The organism is Polyangium sp. 6x1, assembly GCF_029946515.1.
Lineage (GTDB): Bacteria > Myxococcota_A > Polyangia > Polyangiales > Polyangiaceae > Polyangium.
The window spans coordinates 31,958-49,707 of the sequence record NZ_JARZHH010000018.1 but is presented as its reverse complement, the minus strand read 5'-3'; the positions used below and the strand labels follow the sequence as shown (position 1 = coordinate 49,707).

Genomic DNA, 17,750 nt, shown 5'->3' with positions numbered 1-17,750 from the left:
GCGGGGGAAGCCTCCGCCGGAGGGGGACTTTCTGCCGCACGATACGGCGGGTTCGGGCGCGGATGGAAGGGGCGAAGAGGCTCGTAACTGTGCTCGATTCCCCCCAACCCCTCTCCCTCCGGGCGAGGGGCAGGGGCGAGGATCTAGTCACCCCGGAAAAACCTCACGGCTGCGGCACGGAGGGTTGGTGGGGGGCGCGCGTCTTCGGCGTCCATCCCCGGGAAAACGCGTGCAGCTTCTTCGGCGTCGGCTGGGGCGGCGGCCGCCAGAGCGTCGGATCGGCCTCGGCGGCGGCATCGGACGCGGCGTCGGCGCAGCAGCGGAACGAGACGAAGTAATAGGTGAACTCCGGCTCATGGCTCACGGTCATGGGCCGGCAGGCGTTGCGCACGTGGCCCCAGGCGCCGCCTTTCAGCCCGGCCCACTTCGACTTTTCGTAGTTCTTCTCCGCGTTGACCCACTCGTCCACGTTTCCGGTTTGATCGTGGACGTCGAACCCGCTCGCGCAGCCGGGCATCTCGCCGCTCGACACGCTCTGATCGAGCCGAAAAAGCTCCTGTTCCTGGATCCACGCCTCGCGCGAATAAATGTTCTTGAGGACCGGCTGATACCAGGGGTTGTCGATGTTGCAGGTTTTCGGATCGCGCTTGTATCCGTAAGGGAATGGCGTCTTCTTCGGCCCTTCACAGGCCGCGACCCACTCGCTCTCCCAGCAGAGGCGCTTGCCTTGCTCCTGGCACATCGCCAACGAGTCGTACCAGTCGACCATGACCGGCGGATGCGCGCCTGCTTTGTTCGGATATTCGTATTTGTCGATGCAGTATCGCTGGCGCCTGAGCTCCGTCTTGCACTTCTGCGCCTGCTCGGCGAACTCGTGGCAGATGATGATCTTGTTCGGCTTGTTGTGCTCTTTTTTCAGGCACTCGAGCTCGACGTCGGGGCAATACGTCGTGTCGACGAAGACCATGTCCGCCGGGCAAGGCGACGACGTCGCTTTGGCCTCGCTCGCCGGCGCCGCGGTGGCCGCGCTCGCGCTCGCTGCGGGCGTCGCCGCGGGAACGAGCTCCGCCGCAGGCGCGCTCCGCGTCTCGGTAGGCACGCCCGTCGCGTTCGCCCCTTTTGGTAACTCCGTCGGACCACCGCAACTCGATGCCGTGAGGGACATCACGGCCACCGCGGTCCATCTGCTCAAATTCGATCCCATGCTGGACTCATGCGTGTGATACCTTGCCCGCCCTCGCATGAAAATCCACGAGTATCAAGCCAAGCAAATCTTCGCACGCTACGGGATCCCCGTGCCGAAGGGTGAGCCTGCCTTCTCCGTGGCGGAGGCGGAGGCCGCGGCGCAGCGCCTGATCGAGGCGACCGGGATCCCGGTGGTCGTCGTGAAAGCCCAGATCCACGCCGGTGGCCGAGGCAAAGGCGGCGGCGTGAAGGTCGCCAAGGGCGGCGTCGCCGACGCGCGCGCGCTCGCCGAGAAAATCCTCGGCATGCAGCTCATCACGGTGCAGACGGGCCCCGCCGGGCAGAAGGTCCGCAGGCTCTACATCGAGCAGGGCCTCGACATCGACCGCGAGATCTACCTCGCGCTCACGCTCGACCGCGACCGCCGCCGCATCGCCGTGATGGCCTCGCGTGAAGGCGGCATGGACATCGAGCAGGTCGCCCACGACACGCCCGAGAAGATCCACACGCTGCACGTCGACCCCGTGATCGGCCTCGCGCCCTACCAGGCCCGCAAGCTCGCGTTCGCGCTCGGGCTCGGGGCGAAGGAGCAGATGCGGCAGTTCACGAAGCTCCTCGACGGCCTCTACAAGTGTTTCCTCGCCGAGGACTGCTCGCTCGTCGAGATCAACCCGCTCGTCGTCACGAAGAAGGGCGACATCGTCGCGCTCGACGGCAAGGTGACGTTCGACGACAACGCCGAGATCCGCCACCCCGAGTGGGCGGATCTGCGCGACGCGGACGAGGAGGATCCGGTCGAGCTCGAGGCGAAGAAGGTGGGCATCTCGTACGTCTCGCTCGACGGCGACATCGGCTGCCTCGTGAACGGCGCGGGCCTCGCGATGGGCACGATGGACATCATCCAGAACTACGGCGGCAAGCCTGCGAACTTCCTCGACGTCGGCGGCGGCGCCACGCAGGAGCAGGTGAAGAAGGCGTTCCAGATGATCCTTCGCTCCGACAAGGTGAAGGGCATCTTCGTCAACATCTTCGGCGGCATCATGCGCTGCGACGTGGTCGCGGCGGGTATCGTCGCGGCGACGAAGGAGCTCGGTTTGTCGGTGCCGCTCGTGGTGCGGCTCGAGGGCACGAACGTCGAGGCGGGTCGCAAGATCCTCGACGAGAGCGGCCTGAAAATCGAGAGCGCTTCTTCCATGGGCGACGGCGCGCAAAAGATCGTCGCCGCCGTGAAGCAGGGCGCCGCGGCCTGATGCCGGGGATGATTTTCGTCACGAAAAGGAACCAGTTGCGATGAGCATTCTCGTCAACAAGGACACGCGGGTCGTCATCCAGGGCATCACCGGCGAGTACGGCTCGCAGCACGCCCGCGCCTGCATCGCGTACGGCACGAAGGTCGTCGCCGGCGTCACGCCCGGCCGCGGCGGCCAGCGATTCGAGGACAAGGTCCCGATGTTCGACACGGTGGAAGACGCCGTGAAGAAAGAGGGCGCCGACGTCTCCTGCATCTTCGTCCCGCCCGCGGGCGCGGCCGACGCGATCGTCGAGGCCGCGGACGCCGGCTGTCGGCTCGTCATCTGCATCACGGAGGGCATTCCGGTGCTCGACATGGTGAAGGTGCGCCGGTACCTCGAAGGCAAACCGACCCGCCTCATCGGGCCGAACTGCCCCGGCATCATCACGCCCGGGGAATGCAAGATCGGCATCATGCCGGGGCATATCCACAAGAAGGGGCATATCGGCGTCCTGTCGAAGTCGGGCACGCTCACGTACGAGGCCGTCGGACAGCTCACGGCGATGGGCGTTGGCCAGTCGTCGTGCGTGGGCATCGGCGGCGACCCGGTCGCGGGCATGGACTTCATCGACGTGCTCGAGCTCTTCAATGACGACCCGGACACGCACGGCGTGATCATGATCGGCGAGATCGGCGGCGGCGCGGAGCAGAAGGCCGCGGCGTGGATCAAGGCGAACATGAAGAAGCCCGTGGCGGCGCTGATCGCGGGCCGCGCCGCGCCTCCTGGCAAGCGCATGGGCCACGCGGGCGCCATCATCTCGGGCGGCAAGGGCACGGCGGCCGAGAAGATCGAAGCGCTCGAAGACGCCGGCGTGAAGGTCTCCCCGACCCCGGCCGACATGGCGTCGACGCTGATGAGCCTGATGAAGTAATCGGCTCCCCTCCCCTCTTTCGTTCCCGCCCCCCACATTCCGGTTTTTCCCGCCTCCCCGACGGGATGCGCAGGTTTGTCTCGACCGTCGAGGCCCCTGCGCTCGCGACGGAGATCGGCGCCTCCGGCGCTCGTATCCGTCGCGGTCTCCTCCAGTGTGCTCTCTTCTTCCAGTGTGCTCACGGAAGCCTGGCCTGCGAATGGCAAGCAGAGGCGATCGCGCTCGCGTGCCCGGGTGCCATTGCGATGACGCCAGGCCCTTCGACCACGCCTGTTTGCTTCCGGCGATGCCGGATCAGGAAGGACGTCCATGAAATCCGTGGCCATCTGGAGCCGCCTGCTTTCGACGGCGACATTCCTTTTTGCGCTCCCCGCATTCGCAACGCTGCCTGTCGAGCAGGACCTTTTGATCCCTCTGGAGCTCCGCCCTGGGGTGACGGCCGACATCCATGCCCAGGTGCTCGTGAATCCAGACCATCCGAACGGAGGCCGCACGTTCGTGATGCTCCACGGCCTGGCCCATACGGGCGATACCTTTCGGCCGCTGGCCGAAGCCGTCTTCGCGGACCAGAAGCTCGACGCATCCCGGGCGGTGCTCCTGAACCTGCCCGGCCATGACGGGAGCTCGTTGCCCCAGGGGATTCTCTTTGGAGCCCTCACGCTCGACGATTACGTTGCGACCCTGACAGGCTCCCTGGATGCTCTCCTGGCGCTTGGGTTTCGCACCGACGTCCTCGTGGGCCACAGCATGGGAGGGGAGCTCATCGAGCTCGCACAGAATGAGCTGATCGCCGATGGAACGAGCCTCCGAGCCCGCTTCGACGTCGAAGACGTCGTACTGCTCGCCCCTTCCATCCCGAACCCGTTGTCTTGGTCTCTCGCGGACAATGGCACCGGCGCGGCGGTGCTCGCGAACTTCCTCACGATGGACCCGATCCTGGGTCCTCATATCTCCATCCCCGCTCCGAGCTGGCAGGGCCTCTTTTTCACGAACAGCAAGGGCAAGCTCGTGCCGGGTGCGCCGAGTGTCGCCGAAATCGTCGCCCGAGGATACATTGCCCCCGAGCCGCTCCTCGCCAGCCAGCAACTGCTCGGCGCCGGCGAATTCGCACGCCCCACGGTGAGCGCGGGAATCTTCGCTCCATCCCACGGCAGCGATGCCTGCGTCCTTGCCTTCAGCGAGGACCTCTTCATCCTGGTCGACGAGGAAAGGCCTCACTATCGCTACCTCACAGGCGACCCACAAGACCAACACTTCGTGGTCGTGACGCGCTCCGGTGCCGTCCACGACATGCTCGTCTCGGATCCCCATGCCGTGGCCATTGCGATGAGGACATGCTCGAAATGAGCGCGCGCCACGGCTGAGGGCCGCTTGCCGAGCAAACACGGCCGTCTCATGGAGGCCCGCGGGAGGCCACGACCATGAGACATGTCGCGCTCTCGCTCCTCGCCTTCACCGCCGCGATCGCCGCATTCTCCGCCGAAGCGCGGGCCGATGCGCCGCAGGCATTCTCCATCCGCGACCTCAAATACTCCGGCCCCGGTTGCCCCGAGGGATCGGTCGCCTACCTCGCCTCGCAGGACGCGCAGGCCTTCACGATCCTGTTTTCCAAATTCTACGCCGAGGTCGGCCCGGGCGTCGACCGCGACGACGCCCAGAAGCGCTGCAACCTGAAGCTCCTCTTCGATTTCCCGCAGGGCTGGTCCTTCGCCATCGAGGGCGGCGACGTGCGCGGGTATGCCTTCCTCGAAGCGGGCCTCAGCGGCATCCTCCGCTCGACCTATTCGTTCCCCGGCCTGCCCCGCGAGGAGCGCGCCTTCGAGATGGTGTTCCAGGGCGAAATGGACGACAACTACGAGAAACACGACGCCGTCGCGCCGGACCGCGCTGTCCCCTGCACGGGCCGAAAAAACCTGCAAATCAAGACGGACGCCCTCCTCGACGACCGCGGTGCCCGCGGCAAGAGCGGCCTGCTCACCGTCGATAGCGTGGACGGCGTGGTCCGACAAACCTATCGATTGCGCTGGACCCGCTGCCGCTGAACGGAATCAGGGAAACCGGCTCCGCCGCCTTCGCGAGGGCACGCCCGAGCTGCGCTTCGCGCCCCCCGTGAGGATCCGCCGCGGCACCTTCGAGATGCGCTTCCGCGCGACCGGGTTTGGCGGCAAAAACGAGATCGCCACCGCGGCGACGTCCGCCTCTTGCGCCCCCTGCCGCGCCGCCGTCAAACCTCCGTCGAGGAAGCGGCCCACGAGGCCCTCCATGGCCTCGTCCGCGCCGGACGCGGCGAGCCCGTCCGTGAACAGAAGCAGGTGCCGCACGCCCGCGAGCTTGTGCTCCCCGGCGCGCACGAACGCCTCGGCCGAAGGCTCGCCGGAGAGCACGTGCTCGTCCTCCGGCGCGAGGCGCTCGAACGAGCCATCCGCCCGGACCACCACGACCCGGCTCCGGCCCACCATCACCCACTCGAACGTGTCTTTTGCCACGCGCACCACGGCCGCCGCGCTGCCGGCCTGTGCCCCATCCTGGGCCCGCGCCTCACCGATGCGCCGATTCGCTTCCTGACACAGCTCCGCGAGCGGCGCGCGCGTCCGATCGCCGAACACCTCGCTCGCGATCGCCCCGCTCCGCCCCCCGTCGAACACGCCGTACACGTGCCCCGACACGAGCAGCACGTCCTCGTTCGGGGCCGAGGAAGACGCGCCCGCTGTGACGAGCGTCTCGACCGTCATGGCGAGCGCTTTCCGGGGGGCCTTACGCTTCATGGCAGGAGACAATGAACCAGGGCTCGGAAGCGCCGTCAATCGCCGGGTACGCTCACTTCTTGCTGCGAAAACCGTCCGTCGCCGAGACGAGCTCGTGGATCATCCCAGGCTCGAACGCGGAGTGCCCCGCGTCAGGCACGATACGAAGGTTTGCCTCGGGGAAGACGCGGTGGAGGTCCCACGCGCTCTTCGCGGGACAAACCACGTCGTAACGCCCCTGCACGATGACCGTCGGGATGTGGCGAATGCGGCCCACGTCCGTGAGGAGCTGCCCGTCGTGCTCGAAGAACCCCTGGTTCACGAAGTAATGGCACTCGATACGGGCGAACGCGTCGGCGAACGTGTCGCCCGCGCACCGCGCGATGTAATCCGGGTTCTGGAAGAGAAAGCTCGTGCTGCCTTCCCACACGCTCCACGCGCGCGCCGCGGCTTGCCGCACGGCCGGGTCCTCGCTCGTCAGGCGCCGGTAATACGCGCCCACGAGGTCGCCCCGCTCCGCCTCGGGGATCGCGGCGAGGTACGGATCCCACGCGTCGGGGAAAAACGCGCCCGCGCCGGCCTCCTGGTAAAACCAGTCGATCTCCCACTTGCGCAGGAGGAAGATCCCCCGCAGCACGAGCTCGGTGACCCGATCGGGGTGCTTCTCCGCGTACGCGAGCGCGAGCGTCGAGCCCCACGAGCCGCCGAAGACCTGCCAGCGCTCGATCCCGAGGTGCTCGCGCAATCGCTCGATGTCCGCGACGAGGTGCCAGGTCGTGTTGTCCTCGAGCGACGCGTGGGGCGTGCTCTTGCCGCAGCCGCGCTGGTCGAAGAGGACGATGCGGTAATGGGCAGGATCGAAGAACCGCCGCTGCTTCGGGTCGCTGCCGCCGCCGGGACCGCCGTGCAAGAAGACGACGGGTTTTCCCGTGGGATTGCCGGATTCCTCGAAATAGAGCTCGTGCACGTCGGAGACGCGCAGGCGCCCGGTGCGGAAGGGCTCGATTTCGGGGTACAGGGTCTTGCGAATGGGGGTTCCGGCCATGGCGGCGGGAGCTTGCCAGACCGATCCCCGTCTGTCCATCGGGGGAATCTTCCGAGACGAGCGGAACGCGTGGTATGTCTGGGCCCGCCCTGGGAGGGAGAACGCGCCATCATGAACGAACCCATTTCCTCGCACGCGGCCGATCACGAGCCGCCGCCGCCCGAGCCCGTCGACGAGCTCGTGGAAGACCGCAAGAAGCGCTCGCGCCGGTTGCTCACGTTCGGGGCGCTCGCCGTCGTCCTCGGCGGCGGCGGCCTCTTCGGGCTGCTTCGGTATCAGGACGCGCAGAACACGAAGGCGCTCTCCGAGGCGTGGAGCGCGCTCGCCACGTGCACGATCGGCGCCGAGCTCGACGCGAAAGAGGCCGCGAGCCAGCGCTTCCGCCGCGTGCAGCTCGAAGCGATGACGATGACCGACGCCGAGCGGATGACGCCGGGCGTGGACAAACCCTGGCCCGCCGCGTGCGCGTCGCTCGGCCACGCCGTCGCCGAGGTCTGGAAGAGCGCAGGGCGCACCGAGGAAGGCGGCAAGGACCTCGGCGCCGCGGCCGAAGCTCTGGCGAAGGCCCTCGGCGAGCCGACGGCGCGCACGGGCGACCTCTCCGAGGCGATCGACGCGGCCTTCGCGCAGGCGCAAAAAGCCGGCGTCCAGCGCGTCGTCGTCGAGAAGGGTCCGCGCGCGCCCGAGCCCGTTCGTCCCCTCGACGCCAGCCGCCTCGGCGAGCTCACCGAGCCCCTCTCGCGCACCGCGTTCACCTTGCGTGCGGCTTACACGGACGCGCACCCGGCGGGCGTGATGCGCGTCCTCATCGAGGAAAAAGGCGTGGAGAAGGCGCCGTTTCTCTGCACGTTCGCCGCGAAGGACGCGAAGGCCACGTGCAAATCGCTCCCGGGCTCGCTGCCGAAGGGCCAGGGCCTGCGCCTCTGGGGCACGGCCGACGACGACTCCGCGCCGCTCGTCTTCGCGGGCGAGCGCGGCCGGGCCGGCATCTTCCGCGCGGACAGCGGCGACAAGATCGACGCCATGTACAGCTATGGCGGGTACGCCAAGAAGGACGGCGCGGCCGCGGCGCTCGGCTTCGAAGAGAAGACGAAAGACCTCCTGCTCACGCGCAGGGCCGCCGGCGGCGCGCCCGGACGCACCAAGATCGAGCCTGATTTCCGGGTCGGCAATTATTATTACTCGACGCAGATCCTCTGGGACCACCTCATCCTACGCGGCGTGACCAAGGAGAACGAGCGCCGCCTCTTCGTCTCGCCTTATGGCGTCGCGGGCACGGCCGAGCCTTCGTTCGCCGACGTGGGCGAGCTGCCCGAGCCCGGGCTCGTCGAGGGCGGCGCGGACGAAGCCCCGCACATCGGCGGCTGCCGATCGACCGAGGCGATGGTCGTCCGCGTGAAGGGCTACGACAACGATTTCATGAGCTTCCTCGTCGGCGGCAAGTGGAGCCCGCCGATGTCGCCCAAGGTCAGCGACGGCATCCTCTCCTGCCACGGCACCGAGGCCGTGGTCACGCGTCTCTACCCGGGCGGCCCGGACAAAGGCTGGGCCACGAAGATCGCCCAGAGCCAGTGCACGACCGCCGGTTGCCGCGTGCACGACGTCGCGTTCGACAAGATCCTGAAGGGTCAATACGAGTTCGGCCCGCGCGAGATGAAGGTCGACGCGGTCGACGTGAACGGCAAGCTCCTCGTCGTATGGGCGGCGGGAGAGCGCGGCGGCGTGCGCATGCGTTATGCCAAGGCCGAAGAGATCGAGCGCGTGGACGACGCGATCCTCTACGACGACCTCTACAAGGACGGCCAGGTCCAGAAGCTCTCGACGCTCTTCGACCTGCGGCTCTTCTCGCGCGATGGATTCGCAATCCTTCTCCTCTCGACGGTGACGGGCGTGTATGCCCTGCGCTTCGACCCCGCCGGCGCGATGACGCCGGTCGACGTCACCTGGGAGTGACGCCTCCGCCCTTCATTTCTGCCGCTGCGTGTCACGTCCGGGCGGCGCAAGCAGCCGCCTGAGGAGGTGCCGCAGGCACGTCGGGCCCCTCCTCGGGCGAGCGGGTCGGGACGCGACCGCGTGCTGGAAAATGCGGCCTGCGTGAGGAGACCCTCTTTTCACTGTCGCTGGCACTCGCTATATTCGTGTTTGCCATTGGATTCGGGGGCGGTTCGCCGCCTCCCACGGTCACCGGCGCGCGCGCGGCGTGCGTCCATGGAGGAGCGTGCGATGGGAGCTTGCACGAAGGTGCTGGGAGCGGTCGTCGCGATGGGAATCGCGCTCGGCACGCCTGCTTTGGCCTGGGCGCAGGCGCCTCTGGCGCCACTTCCGACGGGCGGCCTGCCCTGGGGGAACAGCGAGGTTTTGATCCCCGCCGCTCCGTTCGGGAATGGCTACCTCCGCGTCTTGCGCGATACGTTCGAGGCATTCGAGGCGTTCGCGGACCTCTCCCGGTATGGCGCACCGCGTGCCATAACACCGGCTGTACCGGTGACCGTCCCCGCGCAGTTGTGGGGCACCGACATGCGGACGTACATCACGCAGAGCCCCGAGCAGCCCACCATTTACGTGGGACCGCTCCAGGCTCAGCTCATCCCCATCGAGACTGCCACGACGGTGGTCGCCGAGGCACGCGGCATGCAGGGCGTGCTCGTGGGCTTTCAGCTCGAGCTACCCTGGATGATACCGTAGGTGCTCAAACGAAAGCTTCCGCCCGCCGGGCGCGCGTGGTGATCCCCCTGGCCACGCGCGCCCGGTATTTCTTTCAGGCCGACCAGAGCCGCACGCCGCCGCGCATGCCCATCACGTTGTCGACGAGCACCACGTCGCTCGGCAGCCCCTCGGCCTCCACGTACCGCGCGTTGCCGCCGCCGAGGTAGAGCTTGCGGTGGTTGAAGATGGGGGCGATCTGGGCGAGCACCCCGCGGACCCGCTCGTTCCACCGGCGCTTGCCGAGGCGCTTGCGCACGTCGTTGCTGAGGCGATCCTCGTACGTCTGACGCTTGCGGAACGGGTGATGCCCGAGCTCGATGTTCGGCACGTAATGCCCGTCCACGTAGAGCGCGAAGCCCATCCCCGTGCCGAGCGTGATCAGGATCTCGGTCCCGCGCCCCTCGATGACCCCGAGCCCATGCAGCCCCGCGTCGTTGAGCACCCGGGCTGGCCGCCCCGTGCGCCCCTCGATCTCCTTCGCGAGCGGAAAACCGGCCCAGGCCGCGTCGAGGTGCGGCGCGGTGCGCGTCGTCCCCTCCATCACCACGCCGGGAAAGCCGACGGAGACCCGATCGAATTCGCCGAGTCCGCGGACGATCTCGGCGATCGCGGCGAGCACCGCCTCGGGATCGGCCGGCGCGGGCGTGCGGACGCGGGCCCGCTCGGTGAGCGCGTTTCCCTCGGCGTCGAGGACCATCGCCTTGATGCCCGTCCCTCCGATGTCGACGATCAATGTGCGCATGGCCCCATCGTTCCAGAGCCCGCTCGCCGAGGCTAGATCGATTTGTTCGGGCCGATCATGAGCTCCGGCCGCACGATCGCGTCGAAATCCTCACCCGTGAGCAGCCCGAGCGCGAGCGTCGCCTCGCGCAGCGTCGTCCCTTCGGCGTGCGCTTTCTTCGCGATACGCGCCGCCGCGTCATAGCCGAGCCGCGGCGCGAGCGCGGTCACGAGCATCAGGCTCTTCTGGAGGTTCTCGGTGATCCGGGCGCGGTTCGGCTGGATCCCGCGCGCGCAGTGCTCCTCGAACGAGGCCATCGCGTCGCCGAGCAGCCGGATCGACTGGAGCGTCACGTGCAAGAGGAGCGGCTTCATCACGTTGAGCTCGAAGTTTCCGCCCGCGCCGGCGATCCCTGCGGCGACGTCGTTCCCTTGCACCAGGGCCGCGACCATGATCACGGCCTCGCTCTGCGTCGGGTTCACCTTGCCCGGCATGATGGAGCTACCGGGCTCGTTCTCGGGGATCGTGATCTCGCCGATCCCCGCGCGTGGTCCGCTCGACAGCCACCGCACGTCGTTCGCGATCTTCGTCAGGCTCGCGGCGAGCGTCTTCAGCGCGCCGTGGGCGAACACGATCGCCTCGTGCCCGGCGAGCGCCTGGAACTTGTTCGGCGCGGGCACGAACGGCAGGCCCGTGAGCGCGGCGATCTTCGCGACGGCGCGCGTCGAAAACTCCGGATGCGTGTTGAGCCCTGTCCCGACCGCGGTCCCGCCGAGCGCGAGCTCGTAGAGCGGCGCGAGCGCGCGCTCGATCATCCCCTTCGCTTGATCGAGCTGCGCGACCCAGCCCGAGATCTCCTGCCCCAGCGTGAGCGGCGTCGCGTCTTGCAGGTGCGTCCGACCGATCTTCACGACGTCCGCGCATGCCACGGCTTTCCCGGCGAGCGTCTCGCGCAGCGTCGTGAGCTTCGGCAGGAGCGTCGCCGTGATCTCGGAGGCGATCGCGACGTGCATCGCGGTCGGGAACACGTCGTTCGAGCTCTGCCCGAGGTTCACGTGATCGTTCGGGTGGATCGGCTTCTTCGAGCCGAGCACGCCGCCGCTCGCCTCGATGGCGCGGTTCGCGATCACCTCGTTCGCGTTCATGTTCGTCTGCGTGCCGCTGCCGGTCTGCCAGATCGAGAGCGGGAAGTGCGCGTCGTGGAGGCCCTGGATCACCTCGTCGGCGGCGGCCACGATCGAGCGCGACGCCTCTGACCCGAGCAGCCCGAGCTCGGCGTTCGTGAGGGCGGCGGCCTTCTTCACGACGCCGAGGGCGCGGAGGAACGGCCTCGGGAAGCGCTCGACGCCGATCGCGAAGTGATGCAGCGATCGCTCCGTCTGGGCGCCCCAGTAGCGGGAGGCCTCGACCTCGATGGGTCCGAACGTGTCGGTCTCGATGCGCGTCGTCATACCGCAGGCTTAGCAGCGTCCGCGCTTGTCATCTGTCCGGATCTTTGCCACCTTCCGCCCCCGACGATTCTTACGTGGAGCGAGCGATGGCCGGACAGGGCATGGACGCGGTACCCCGGGAGATTTTGCGCGCGGCCTACGAGCGCAAGCCGATCTACCTGCTCAAGATTCCGCTGCATTATGGTCTCTGGGCGGGCCTCGCGTGGGTCCTCTACGCGACGCAGCACCACCGCTTCGCGATCCCGATCGGCATCGTGGTCGCGTTCACGATCGCGAACCTGATCCGCGGGCTCGGGGCGGCGGGGCACGACGCCGTGCACGGAAACCTCACGCGGTCGAAGACGCTCTCGTACTGGCTCGCGCTCCTGTGCTGGTCCCCGTCGGGGTTTCCGGTGACGCTCTACGCGAACTATCACCTGCACCATCACAAGATCACGAACACGTACCCCGACGTCGACAACGTCGTGGTCACCGATTACACGAAAAACCCCACGCTCGCGAAGATCTTCCTCTTCTGCGTCTACACGTTCGCGTACCCGATGTATTTCCTCGGGCAGATGATGAAGTTCTACATGAACCGGCTCACGCTGGGGCAGCAGGTACGGACGCACCTGGAGACGCTCGGGTACTTCTCGCTCGTGGGCCTCGCGGCCTGGAAAATGCCTTTCCAGGTGTGGTTCTTCTGCTTCGCCCTGCCCTTCGTCTTCGGGGCGATGCTGGCGAGCATCACGTCGATGATCGAGCATTTCGAGATGCCGGCGACGGACGACGACGCCTACAGCTCACGCACGTACGGGACGAAGAGCGATTTCCTCAATTTCTTGTGGAACAACGTCACGTACCACAACGAGCACCACAAGTACCCGGGGATCCCGTTCTACAACCTGAAGAGCTTCCACCACGCCGCGTATCCCCATTACGACGAGCGCGTGAAGGCCGAATGTTACACGTCGGTCCTCGGCCCGACGTTCATGCTCTGGGGCCGGATCCTGAAGCTCGACGTCGCCAAGCTCGAGGCGAAGTACGAGGGCCTCGACAAGCAAAAAGAGCGCGAGAAGATGCTCGCCGTGCAGGGCATTCAGCCCGGCGCGGCCTGACCGTCCTTCACGGGCCCCCGGGCACGCAGATCGCCGTCGGCCCGCCCGCCCCCAGACACGAGAACCCCGGATTGCAATCCTGCGCCGAGCCACACGGCATCGCGCACCGTCCGGCCTGCGCATTGCACCGATGACCGCCGCACACGATCGCGGTAGCCTCGGTGCACAAGGGAGAGAGCGGGCTCGGCGGGGGCGTGGCCGTGCCTGTCGGCGCGGTGGGCGTCTGCCCATATCCGGTGACCTGACCTTGGGGCGCGGTGCCATAAGGCGCCTGCTGCCCGGCGACGGCGCCTTGACCGGGCGCGGGTGCGTACGCGTTGCCGCCCTCGACGGTCGGGGGCGAACCGTCGGACTGGCTCCCGCCACACGCCGCGAAGAAGAGCACCGCTGCGAGCCCGAGCCCGCCGCGGAAGCCGTGCCGCCCACGATGTCCAAGCCCCATGCCCGCAGCCTAGCGGAGACGAGGGCCGGTGGAAAACGTTAACGAGAGGCGGGGGCGTGCTCGACGCGGTGGGTCAAAAGACGGGGATCGTGCCCGCCGGGCTGTGCCGGGGACGGAGGAGGCCGGCGGCGCGGCGCGCTGTGTCGAGGCGCATTTTCATTTCCGAAATCAGCAGCCGCGACGCGCATTTTTCGACAAACGTTTTTCTTGACCGAACCGTCGGACCGACGTAATCGTTGTGCAGCCGTCCAGGAAGGAGGTTCGATGACCGATTCCGTGGAAGAGAACGACAGCGTCGACCTGATCCTCCGCCACGTCTCGCACCGTTTTCCCGAGGACCTCGCGCGGGGATTGCTTGGCGTCGAGGGCCCGCTCTCGGCAACCGTGCTCGAAACGCAGGTCGCGTCGCGCCATCGCGAGCTCGACCGCACGCTCGACGTCGAGGTGAAGGGCGAGCGGAGGCTGATTCACCTCGAATGGCAGGGCGACATGCCTGCGAACATGCCGTTCCGGAGCTACGAGTACCAAACGCTGATGGCGCTCGCGGTGGCGGCCGAGAGCCGCGCGGGCTCGCAGCTCGTACCGCCGATCGAGAGCGTGATCGTGCTCCTCGGCGGCCGAGCGGAGCCCTGGCCACTGCACGGCTCGTATCGCCTCTCGCCCCCGGATGCTCCGTTTTCCGGGGTGCATTTCCGCATCGAGCCCGTGTATCAGCGGACCGTCGCCGAGCTCGCGGCGCGCGGCCCCTTCTGGCTCATCTTCGCGCCGCTCGCCGTGGACGCGGACGAACCCCGCATTCGCGAGGTGATGGCGGATCTCCGGGCGCAAGTACCGCCCGAGGCATTCGAGGAGCTCGGCGTGGCCATGGCGGTCCTCGCGGAGGCGGATCAGCGAGGCCGCGATCTGCGAAGTGTGGTAAGAACGATGTTACCCAGGGAGCTCGTGATGCAGAACTGGATTTACAAGGAAGGTTTGGAGGACGGTCGGCAGAAGGGCCGGGAAGAGGGCCGGCTGGAGGGCCTCGCCCCACTCGCCCACCTGTTCGAACGCCGCCTCCGCCGGCCGCTCACCTCGACCGAGCGCGCGACGCTGGCCGAGCGGCTCCTTCAGCAAGGCGCCGAGCGGCTCGGCGATGTCGTCCTCGATCTCTCCCCCGAAGACCTCGCCGCCTGGCTCGCCGCGACGAACGGGCATTGACGCCCGTCCGCCGCCTCACGTCCCCTCCGCCTCCTTGCAGCAGCGGAACCCTTCCTCGTAGCCGTAATCGTCTTCCTTGTGGAACCCCACCGTCGGCCGGCAACGGCCGCGCACCGGGCCCCACCAGCCGCCTTTCAGGCCGCTCCGGTTCGGGTATTTCTGCTTCGGCCGCACCACCCATTCGTTGATGTTGCCGTTCAAGTCGTACACCCCGAACGGCGACACGCAGCGCGGCATCGATCCCGTCGGCAAGCGCTGGTCGAGCTTCTCGAGCTCCGCCTTGCACTCCGGGCGCTTCAGGCATCGCTCGTACTTGAACAGCTTTTTTTCGCGTTTTCGATAGGGTTTGTCGATGTTGCACGCCGTGGGGTCGCGCTCGTAGCCGTACGTGTACGGCAGCATCGCCTCGCCCTCGCAGGCGAAGTTGAACTCGGCCTCCGAGCAGAGCCGCTTTCCCTTCGCCTCGCAGAGCTTCTGCGCGTCGCCCCACGAGACCAGGAGCGCCGGCAGCTCGCCTTTCTCGTTCGGCCATTCATAGCGGTCCATGCAGAACCGCATCGGCGTGCGCTTCTTCGAAAGGCACACCGACGGCTCCTCGTACCGCATGCAGCGCTCGCTCACCGTGCTCGGCCCGGAGCCATCGCCCTGCTCGGAAGCTTTTTTCTTCTTCGCCTGGTCCTTCTCGAATTCGTCGTGGTGCTCCGTGCACCTCTGCTGCACGAGCGGGCAATACTCGCCGGCCACGAGCACCATGTCGCCCGGACAACCCTCGCTGGTCCCAGGCAACGCAGCAGCAGCAGCCGCCGCGTCCGCCGCCGCGTCTGCATCCGCGTCCGCGTCCGCCGCCGCATCCGCGTCCGCTTCCGCATCCAGCGCCGCATCGGCGAGCGCGGCGTCGAGCTCTGCGCGCGCCTCCGCGGCTTCGATCGCTGCGTCCGCCGACGCATCGGGCGCGGGAGGCGTGGAGCCGCCACCCGAGCACGCGGGCGCCGTCGCTGACGTGGCGAGCGCGACGCAAAACAGAAAGCCGAGGCCCAGCCTCGACGGGGTCGTGTGCTGTTCGCTCATCGGCCGGGGGCGGGGATGAGCTTCAGCGCCACGCGCTTGCCGTCGCGCTCGACCTCGACCGTGATCTCGCGACCCGGCTCCAGATCGCCGAGCGCGAACGTGTAGTCGTGCACGTTCGTGATCTCGTGCTTGTCGAGCTTCACGATGATGTCCCCCGCCTGCAGGCCCGCGCGCGCCGCGGGTGCGTCCGGACGCACGCCCGTGAGCTTCACGCCCTTGCCCTGCCACGCGTAGTCCGGGATCGAGCCCAGCGACACGCGGAAGCCTCGCGCGCCGCCGCCGCCGCCACCCTTGTGCGGATCCTGCGCCGCCGGCGCCTCGACGAACGCGAGCCGCTCCGGCCGGTCCGCGACCGACTGCGTGAGCCGCGCGGCGAGCGTCGCGGCGAGGTCGATGCCGCCCACATCGATCTTGTCGGCCGTGTCACTCGGCTTGTGGTAGTCGTCGTGCACGCCCGTGAACAGGAACGCGACGGGCACGCGCGCCGCCGTGAACGAGGCGTGATCACTCGCGCCGAAGCCCTCGGCGCCGAGCTTCAGCGTGAGCGAGAGCCCCGTGTTCGCCGCGTTGACGAGCTCCGGCCACGCCGCCGCCGTCCCCGTGCCGTCGACGACCAGCGTCCGGTCACGCATCCGACCGACCATGTCCGCGTTGATCATCGCCGTCACCGAGCCGATCGGCATCGGCGGATGCTCCACCCAGTGCCGCGATCCCAGCGTGCCGAGCTCCTCCGCGCCAAACGCGATGAACACGATGCTCCGCGCGGGCTTCTCGGCGAGCTTCGAGAAGCGCCGCGCCACGTCGAGCAAGAGCGCCGTCCCCGAGGCATTGTCGTCCGCGCCGTGGTGAATCTCGCGCGAGCCAGGCGCGCGCGAGTGCGACGTGCCGCCCCTGCCGAGGTGATCGTAGTGCGCGCCGACCACGACGTACTCCTCGGCCGTCTTCGAACCCGCGCGGGCAGGAAGCCGCGCGACCACGTTCCACGCGTCCGCAAACGTCGGCTCGATCTTCGTCGTCACGCTCATCTCCGTGCCCGCGAGCGCCTTCGGCGACGCCGCGGCCTTCGGCGACGCGACCGCCGCGTCGTCCCATTTGATCTCCGGGAACAGCGCCTTTGCCGCGCTCCGCTTGATCACCACGGCTGGGATGCCCATCCCGCTCGCGTTCTCCGGCGCGGCCGGCAGCTCCTCGCCCGCGGCCACCACGATCGCCCCGACGGCCTTGTGCTCGCGGGCCGTGCGCAGCTTGTACCGCACGCTCTTGAAGTCGCGCAGCGCCTCGGCGTTTTTCCCGCCCGACTCGGGCTTCGGCGCGCCGTCCACGATGAGCGCCACCTTCCCGGCGATCTCCTTGCCGGCGTAGTCGTCCCACGACGCCGCGGGCGCCGTCACGCCGTGCCCGACGAACACGACCTCGCCCTTCGCCTCGCCCGTCTGCGCGCCTTCCGCCGTGATCACGTCGGCCGCCGCCGGCGACTTCGCCGCCTTCTGCCCCTTCTTCGCGAGCGAGACCGTCGGCGCTTCCACCTTCGCGCCGACGCGCGCGGAGAACTTCTGCTTGAAGCTCTTGCTGCTTCCCTCCGCGTCTCCAAACGCCTCCAGCCCGAGCTCGCGGAAGCGCTTCTCCACGAGCTCGGCCGCTTGCTGCGCGCCCGCATCACCCGTGCCGCGACCTGCGAGATCGTCCGACGCGAGCCGCTTCACGTCCTCCTCGATCCGCCGCGGATCCCCTTTTTCGATCGGGTTTTCCGCCTTCGGCGCCGCCGCTTGGGGCAGCTCGGGCGGAGCGGGCGGCGGCGGAGTGACGGGCTCGGCCGCGGGGCCACAGGCGGCGAGCAGGGCGAGGAGGGACGCGTGGATCGCGAGGCGCCCACGAAGGCGCAAGGAGGTCGGCTTCACGGCCAACGCCTCTACCATGAACTGGGGTTTGGG

At 68.1% G+C, this 17,750-nt stretch carries 16 protein-coding genes; 8 read left to right on the top strand and 8 right to left on the bottom strand.

All coding sequences use genetic code 11. From position 1 onward, the window contains the following. Positions 1–163: 163 nt before the first annotated feature. Complete coding sequence (locus QHF85_RS18730) at positions 164–1,099, bottom strand: SUMF1/EgtB/PvdO family nonheme iron enzyme (protein WP_281328583.1); 936 nt, start codon at positions 1,097–1,099, stop codon at positions 164–166. A 142-nt stretch (positions 1,100–1,241) separates the two neighbouring features. Between QHF85_RS18730 and sucC the strand changes: the two genes are divergently transcribed. The 4 genes from sucC to QHF85_RS18710 all read left to right on the top strand — a co-directional run bounded on the left by sucC (position 1,242) and on the right by QHF85_RS18710 (position 5,390). After that, positions 1,242–2,435, top strand: a complete 1,194-nt coding sequence (gene sucC, locus QHF85_RS18725; RefSeq protein ID WP_281328582.1) for an ADP-forming succinate--CoA ligase subunit beta — start codon at positions 1,242–1,244, stop codon at positions 2,433–2,435. Between the two features lie 40 nt (positions 2,436–2,475). Further along, positions 2,476–3,348 (top strand): succinate--CoA ligase subunit alpha, encoded by an 873-nt coding sequence (sucD, locus tag QHF85_RS18720; RefSeq protein ID WP_281328581.1) that lies wholly within the window; start codon positions 2,476–2,478, stop codon positions 3,346–3,348. Positions 3,349–3,657: 309 nt separating this feature from the next. Next, complete coding sequence (locus tag QHF85_RS18715) at positions 3,658–4,695, top strand: alpha/beta hydrolase (RefSeq protein ID WP_281328580.1); 1,038 nt, start codon at positions 3,658–3,660, stop codon at positions 4,693–4,695. Between the two features lie 74 nt (positions 4,696–4,769). Continuing rightward, entirely contained in the window at positions 4,770–5,390 is a 621-nt protein-coding gene (locus QHF85_RS18710; protein ID WP_281328579.1) for a DUF4360 domain-containing protein, read from the top strand. 6 nt (positions 5,391–5,396) lie between these two features. Here the strand turns inward: QHF85_RS18710 and QHF85_RS18705 are convergent, their stop codons facing one another. Both QHF85_RS18705 and pip read right to left on the bottom strand, forming a co-directional pair. Beyond that, entirely contained in the window at positions 5,397–6,113 is a 717-nt protein-coding gene (locus QHF85_RS18705) for a protein phosphatase 2C domain-containing protein (RefSeq protein WP_281328578.1), read from the bottom strand. Positions 6,114–6,165: 52 nt separating this feature from the next. Further along, entirely contained in the window at positions 6,166–7,137 is a 972-nt protein-coding gene (gene pip / locus QHF85_RS18700; RefSeq protein ID WP_281328577.1) for a prolyl aminopeptidase, read from the bottom strand. Between the two features lie 111 nt (positions 7,138–7,248). Here pip and QHF85_RS18695 point away from each other — a divergent pair, with 111 nt between their 5' ends. Continuing rightward, entirely contained in the window at positions 7,249–9,090 is a 1,842-nt protein-coding gene (locus QHF85_RS18695) for a hypothetical protein (protein ID WP_281328576.1), read from the top strand. 270 nt (positions 9,091–9,360) lie between these two features. Beyond that, positions 9,361–9,822, top strand: a complete 462-nt coding sequence (locus QHF85_RS18690; protein WP_281328575.1) for a hypothetical protein — start codon at positions 9,361–9,363, stop codon at positions 9,820–9,822. A 73-nt stretch (positions 9,823–9,895) separates the two neighbouring features. Here the strand turns inward: QHF85_RS18690 and QHF85_RS18685 are convergent, their stop codons facing one another. Next, complete coding sequence (locus QHF85_RS18685) at positions 9,896–10,585, bottom strand: ROK family protein (RefSeq protein WP_281328574.1); 690 nt, start codon at positions 10,583–10,585, stop codon at positions 9,896–9,898. A gap of 32 nt (positions 10,586–10,617) precedes the next feature. Next, positions 10,618–12,015 carry a class II fumarate hydratase gene (gene fumC, locus QHF85_RS18680; RefSeq protein WP_281328573.1) on the bottom strand — a complete coding sequence of 466 codons (1,398 nt, stop codon included), beginning with the start codon at positions 12,013–12,015 and terminating at the stop codon, positions 10,618–10,620. Between the two features lie 74 nt (positions 12,016–12,089). On the opposite strand from fumC, the gene QHF85_RS18675 reads away from it, so the two are divergent. Further along, positions 12,090–13,112: a fatty acid desaturase gene (locus QHF85_RS18675; protein ID WP_281328572.1), complete on the top strand. Its 1,023-nt coding sequence runs from the start codon at positions 12,090–12,092 to the stop codon at positions 13,110–13,112. A 7-nt stretch (positions 13,113–13,119) separates the two neighbouring features. Here QHF85_RS18675 and QHF85_RS18670 read toward each other — a convergent pair whose 3' ends face one another. Continuing rightward, positions 13,120–13,554 carry a hypothetical protein gene (locus QHF85_RS18670; protein ID WP_281328571.1) on the bottom strand — a complete coding sequence of 145 codons (435 nt, stop codon included), beginning with the start codon at positions 13,552–13,554 and terminating at the stop codon, positions 13,120–13,122. A gap of 264 nt (positions 13,555–13,818) precedes the next feature. On the opposite strand from QHF85_RS18670, the gene QHF85_RS18665 reads away from it, so the two are divergent. Further along, on the top strand, positions 13,819–14,751 hold the full coding sequence (locus tag QHF85_RS18665) for a hypothetical protein (protein ID WP_281328570.1): 933 nt from the start codon (positions 13,819–13,821) through the stop codon (positions 14,749–14,751). A 15-nt stretch (positions 14,752–14,766) separates the two neighbouring features. Here the strand turns inward: QHF85_RS18665 and QHF85_RS18660 are convergent, their stop codons facing one another. Both QHF85_RS18660 and QHF85_RS18655 read right to left on the bottom strand, forming a co-directional pair. Then, positions 14,767–15,819: an SUMF1/EgtB/PvdO family nonheme iron enzyme gene (locus tag QHF85_RS18660; protein ID WP_281328569.1), complete on the bottom strand. Its 1,053-nt coding sequence runs from the start codon at positions 15,817–15,819 to the stop codon at positions 14,767–14,769. Further along, positions 15,816–17,717: a M20/M25/M40 family metallo-hydrolase gene (locus QHF85_RS18655; protein ID WP_281328568.1), complete on the bottom strand. Its 1,902-nt coding sequence runs from the start codon at positions 17,715–17,717 to the stop codon at positions 15,816–15,818. The genes QHF85_RS18660 and QHF85_RS18655 overlap by 4 nt, the downstream gene beginning before the upstream one ends. Positions 17,718–17,750: the final 33 nt, after the last annotated feature.

Excerpts from the sequence above, each read along its gene's own strand:
- sucC (WP_281328582.1), top strand. The coding sequence starts at position 1,242 with ATGAAAATCCACGAGTATCAAGCCAAGCAAATCTTCGCACGCTACGGG.
- sucD (WP_281328581.1), top strand. The coding sequence starts at position 2,476 with ATGAGCATTCTCGTCAACAAGGACACGCGGGTCGTCATCCAGGGCATC.
- QHF85_RS18715 (WP_281328580.1), top strand. The coding sequence starts at position 3,658 with ATGAAATCCGTGGCCATCTGGAGCCGCCTGCTTTCGACGGCGACATTC.
- QHF85_RS18710 (WP_281328579.1), top strand. The coding sequence starts at position 4,770 with ATGAGACATGTCGCGCTCTCGCTCCTCGCCTTCACCGCCGCGATCGCC.
- QHF85_RS18705 (WP_281328578.1), bottom strand. The coding sequence starts at position 6,113 with ATGAAGCGTAAGGCCCCCCGGAAAGCGCTCGCCATGACGGTCGAGACG.
- pip (WP_281328577.1), bottom strand. The coding sequence starts at position 7,137 with ATGGCCGGAACCCCCATTCGCAAGACCCTGTACCCCGAAATCGAGCCC.
- QHF85_RS18695 (WP_281328576.1), top strand. The coding sequence starts at position 7,249 with ATGAACGAACCCATTTCCTCGCACGCGGCCGATCACGAGCCGCCGCCG.
- QHF85_RS18690 (WP_281328575.1), top strand. The coding sequence starts at position 9,361 with ATGGGAGCTTGCACGAAGGTGCTGGGAGCGGTCGTCGCGATGGGAATC.
- QHF85_RS18685 (WP_281328574.1), bottom strand. The coding sequence starts at position 10,585 with ATGCGCACATTGATCGTCGACATCGGAGGGACGGGCATCAAGGCGATG.
- fumC (WP_281328573.1), bottom strand. The coding sequence starts at position 12,015 with ATGACGACGCGCATCGAGACCGACACGTTCGGACCCATCGAGGTCGAG.
- QHF85_RS18670 (WP_281328571.1), bottom strand. The coding sequence starts at position 13,554 with ATGGGGCTTGGACATCGTGGGCGGCACGGCTTCCGCGGCGGGCTCGGG.
- QHF85_RS18665 (WP_281328570.1), top strand. The coding sequence starts at position 13,819 with ATGACCGATTCCGTGGAAGAGAACGACAGCGTCGACCTGATCCTCCGC.
- QHF85_RS18660 (WP_281328569.1), bottom strand. The coding sequence starts at position 15,819 with ATGAGCGAACAGCACACGACCCCGTCGAGGCTGGGCCTCGGCTTTCTG.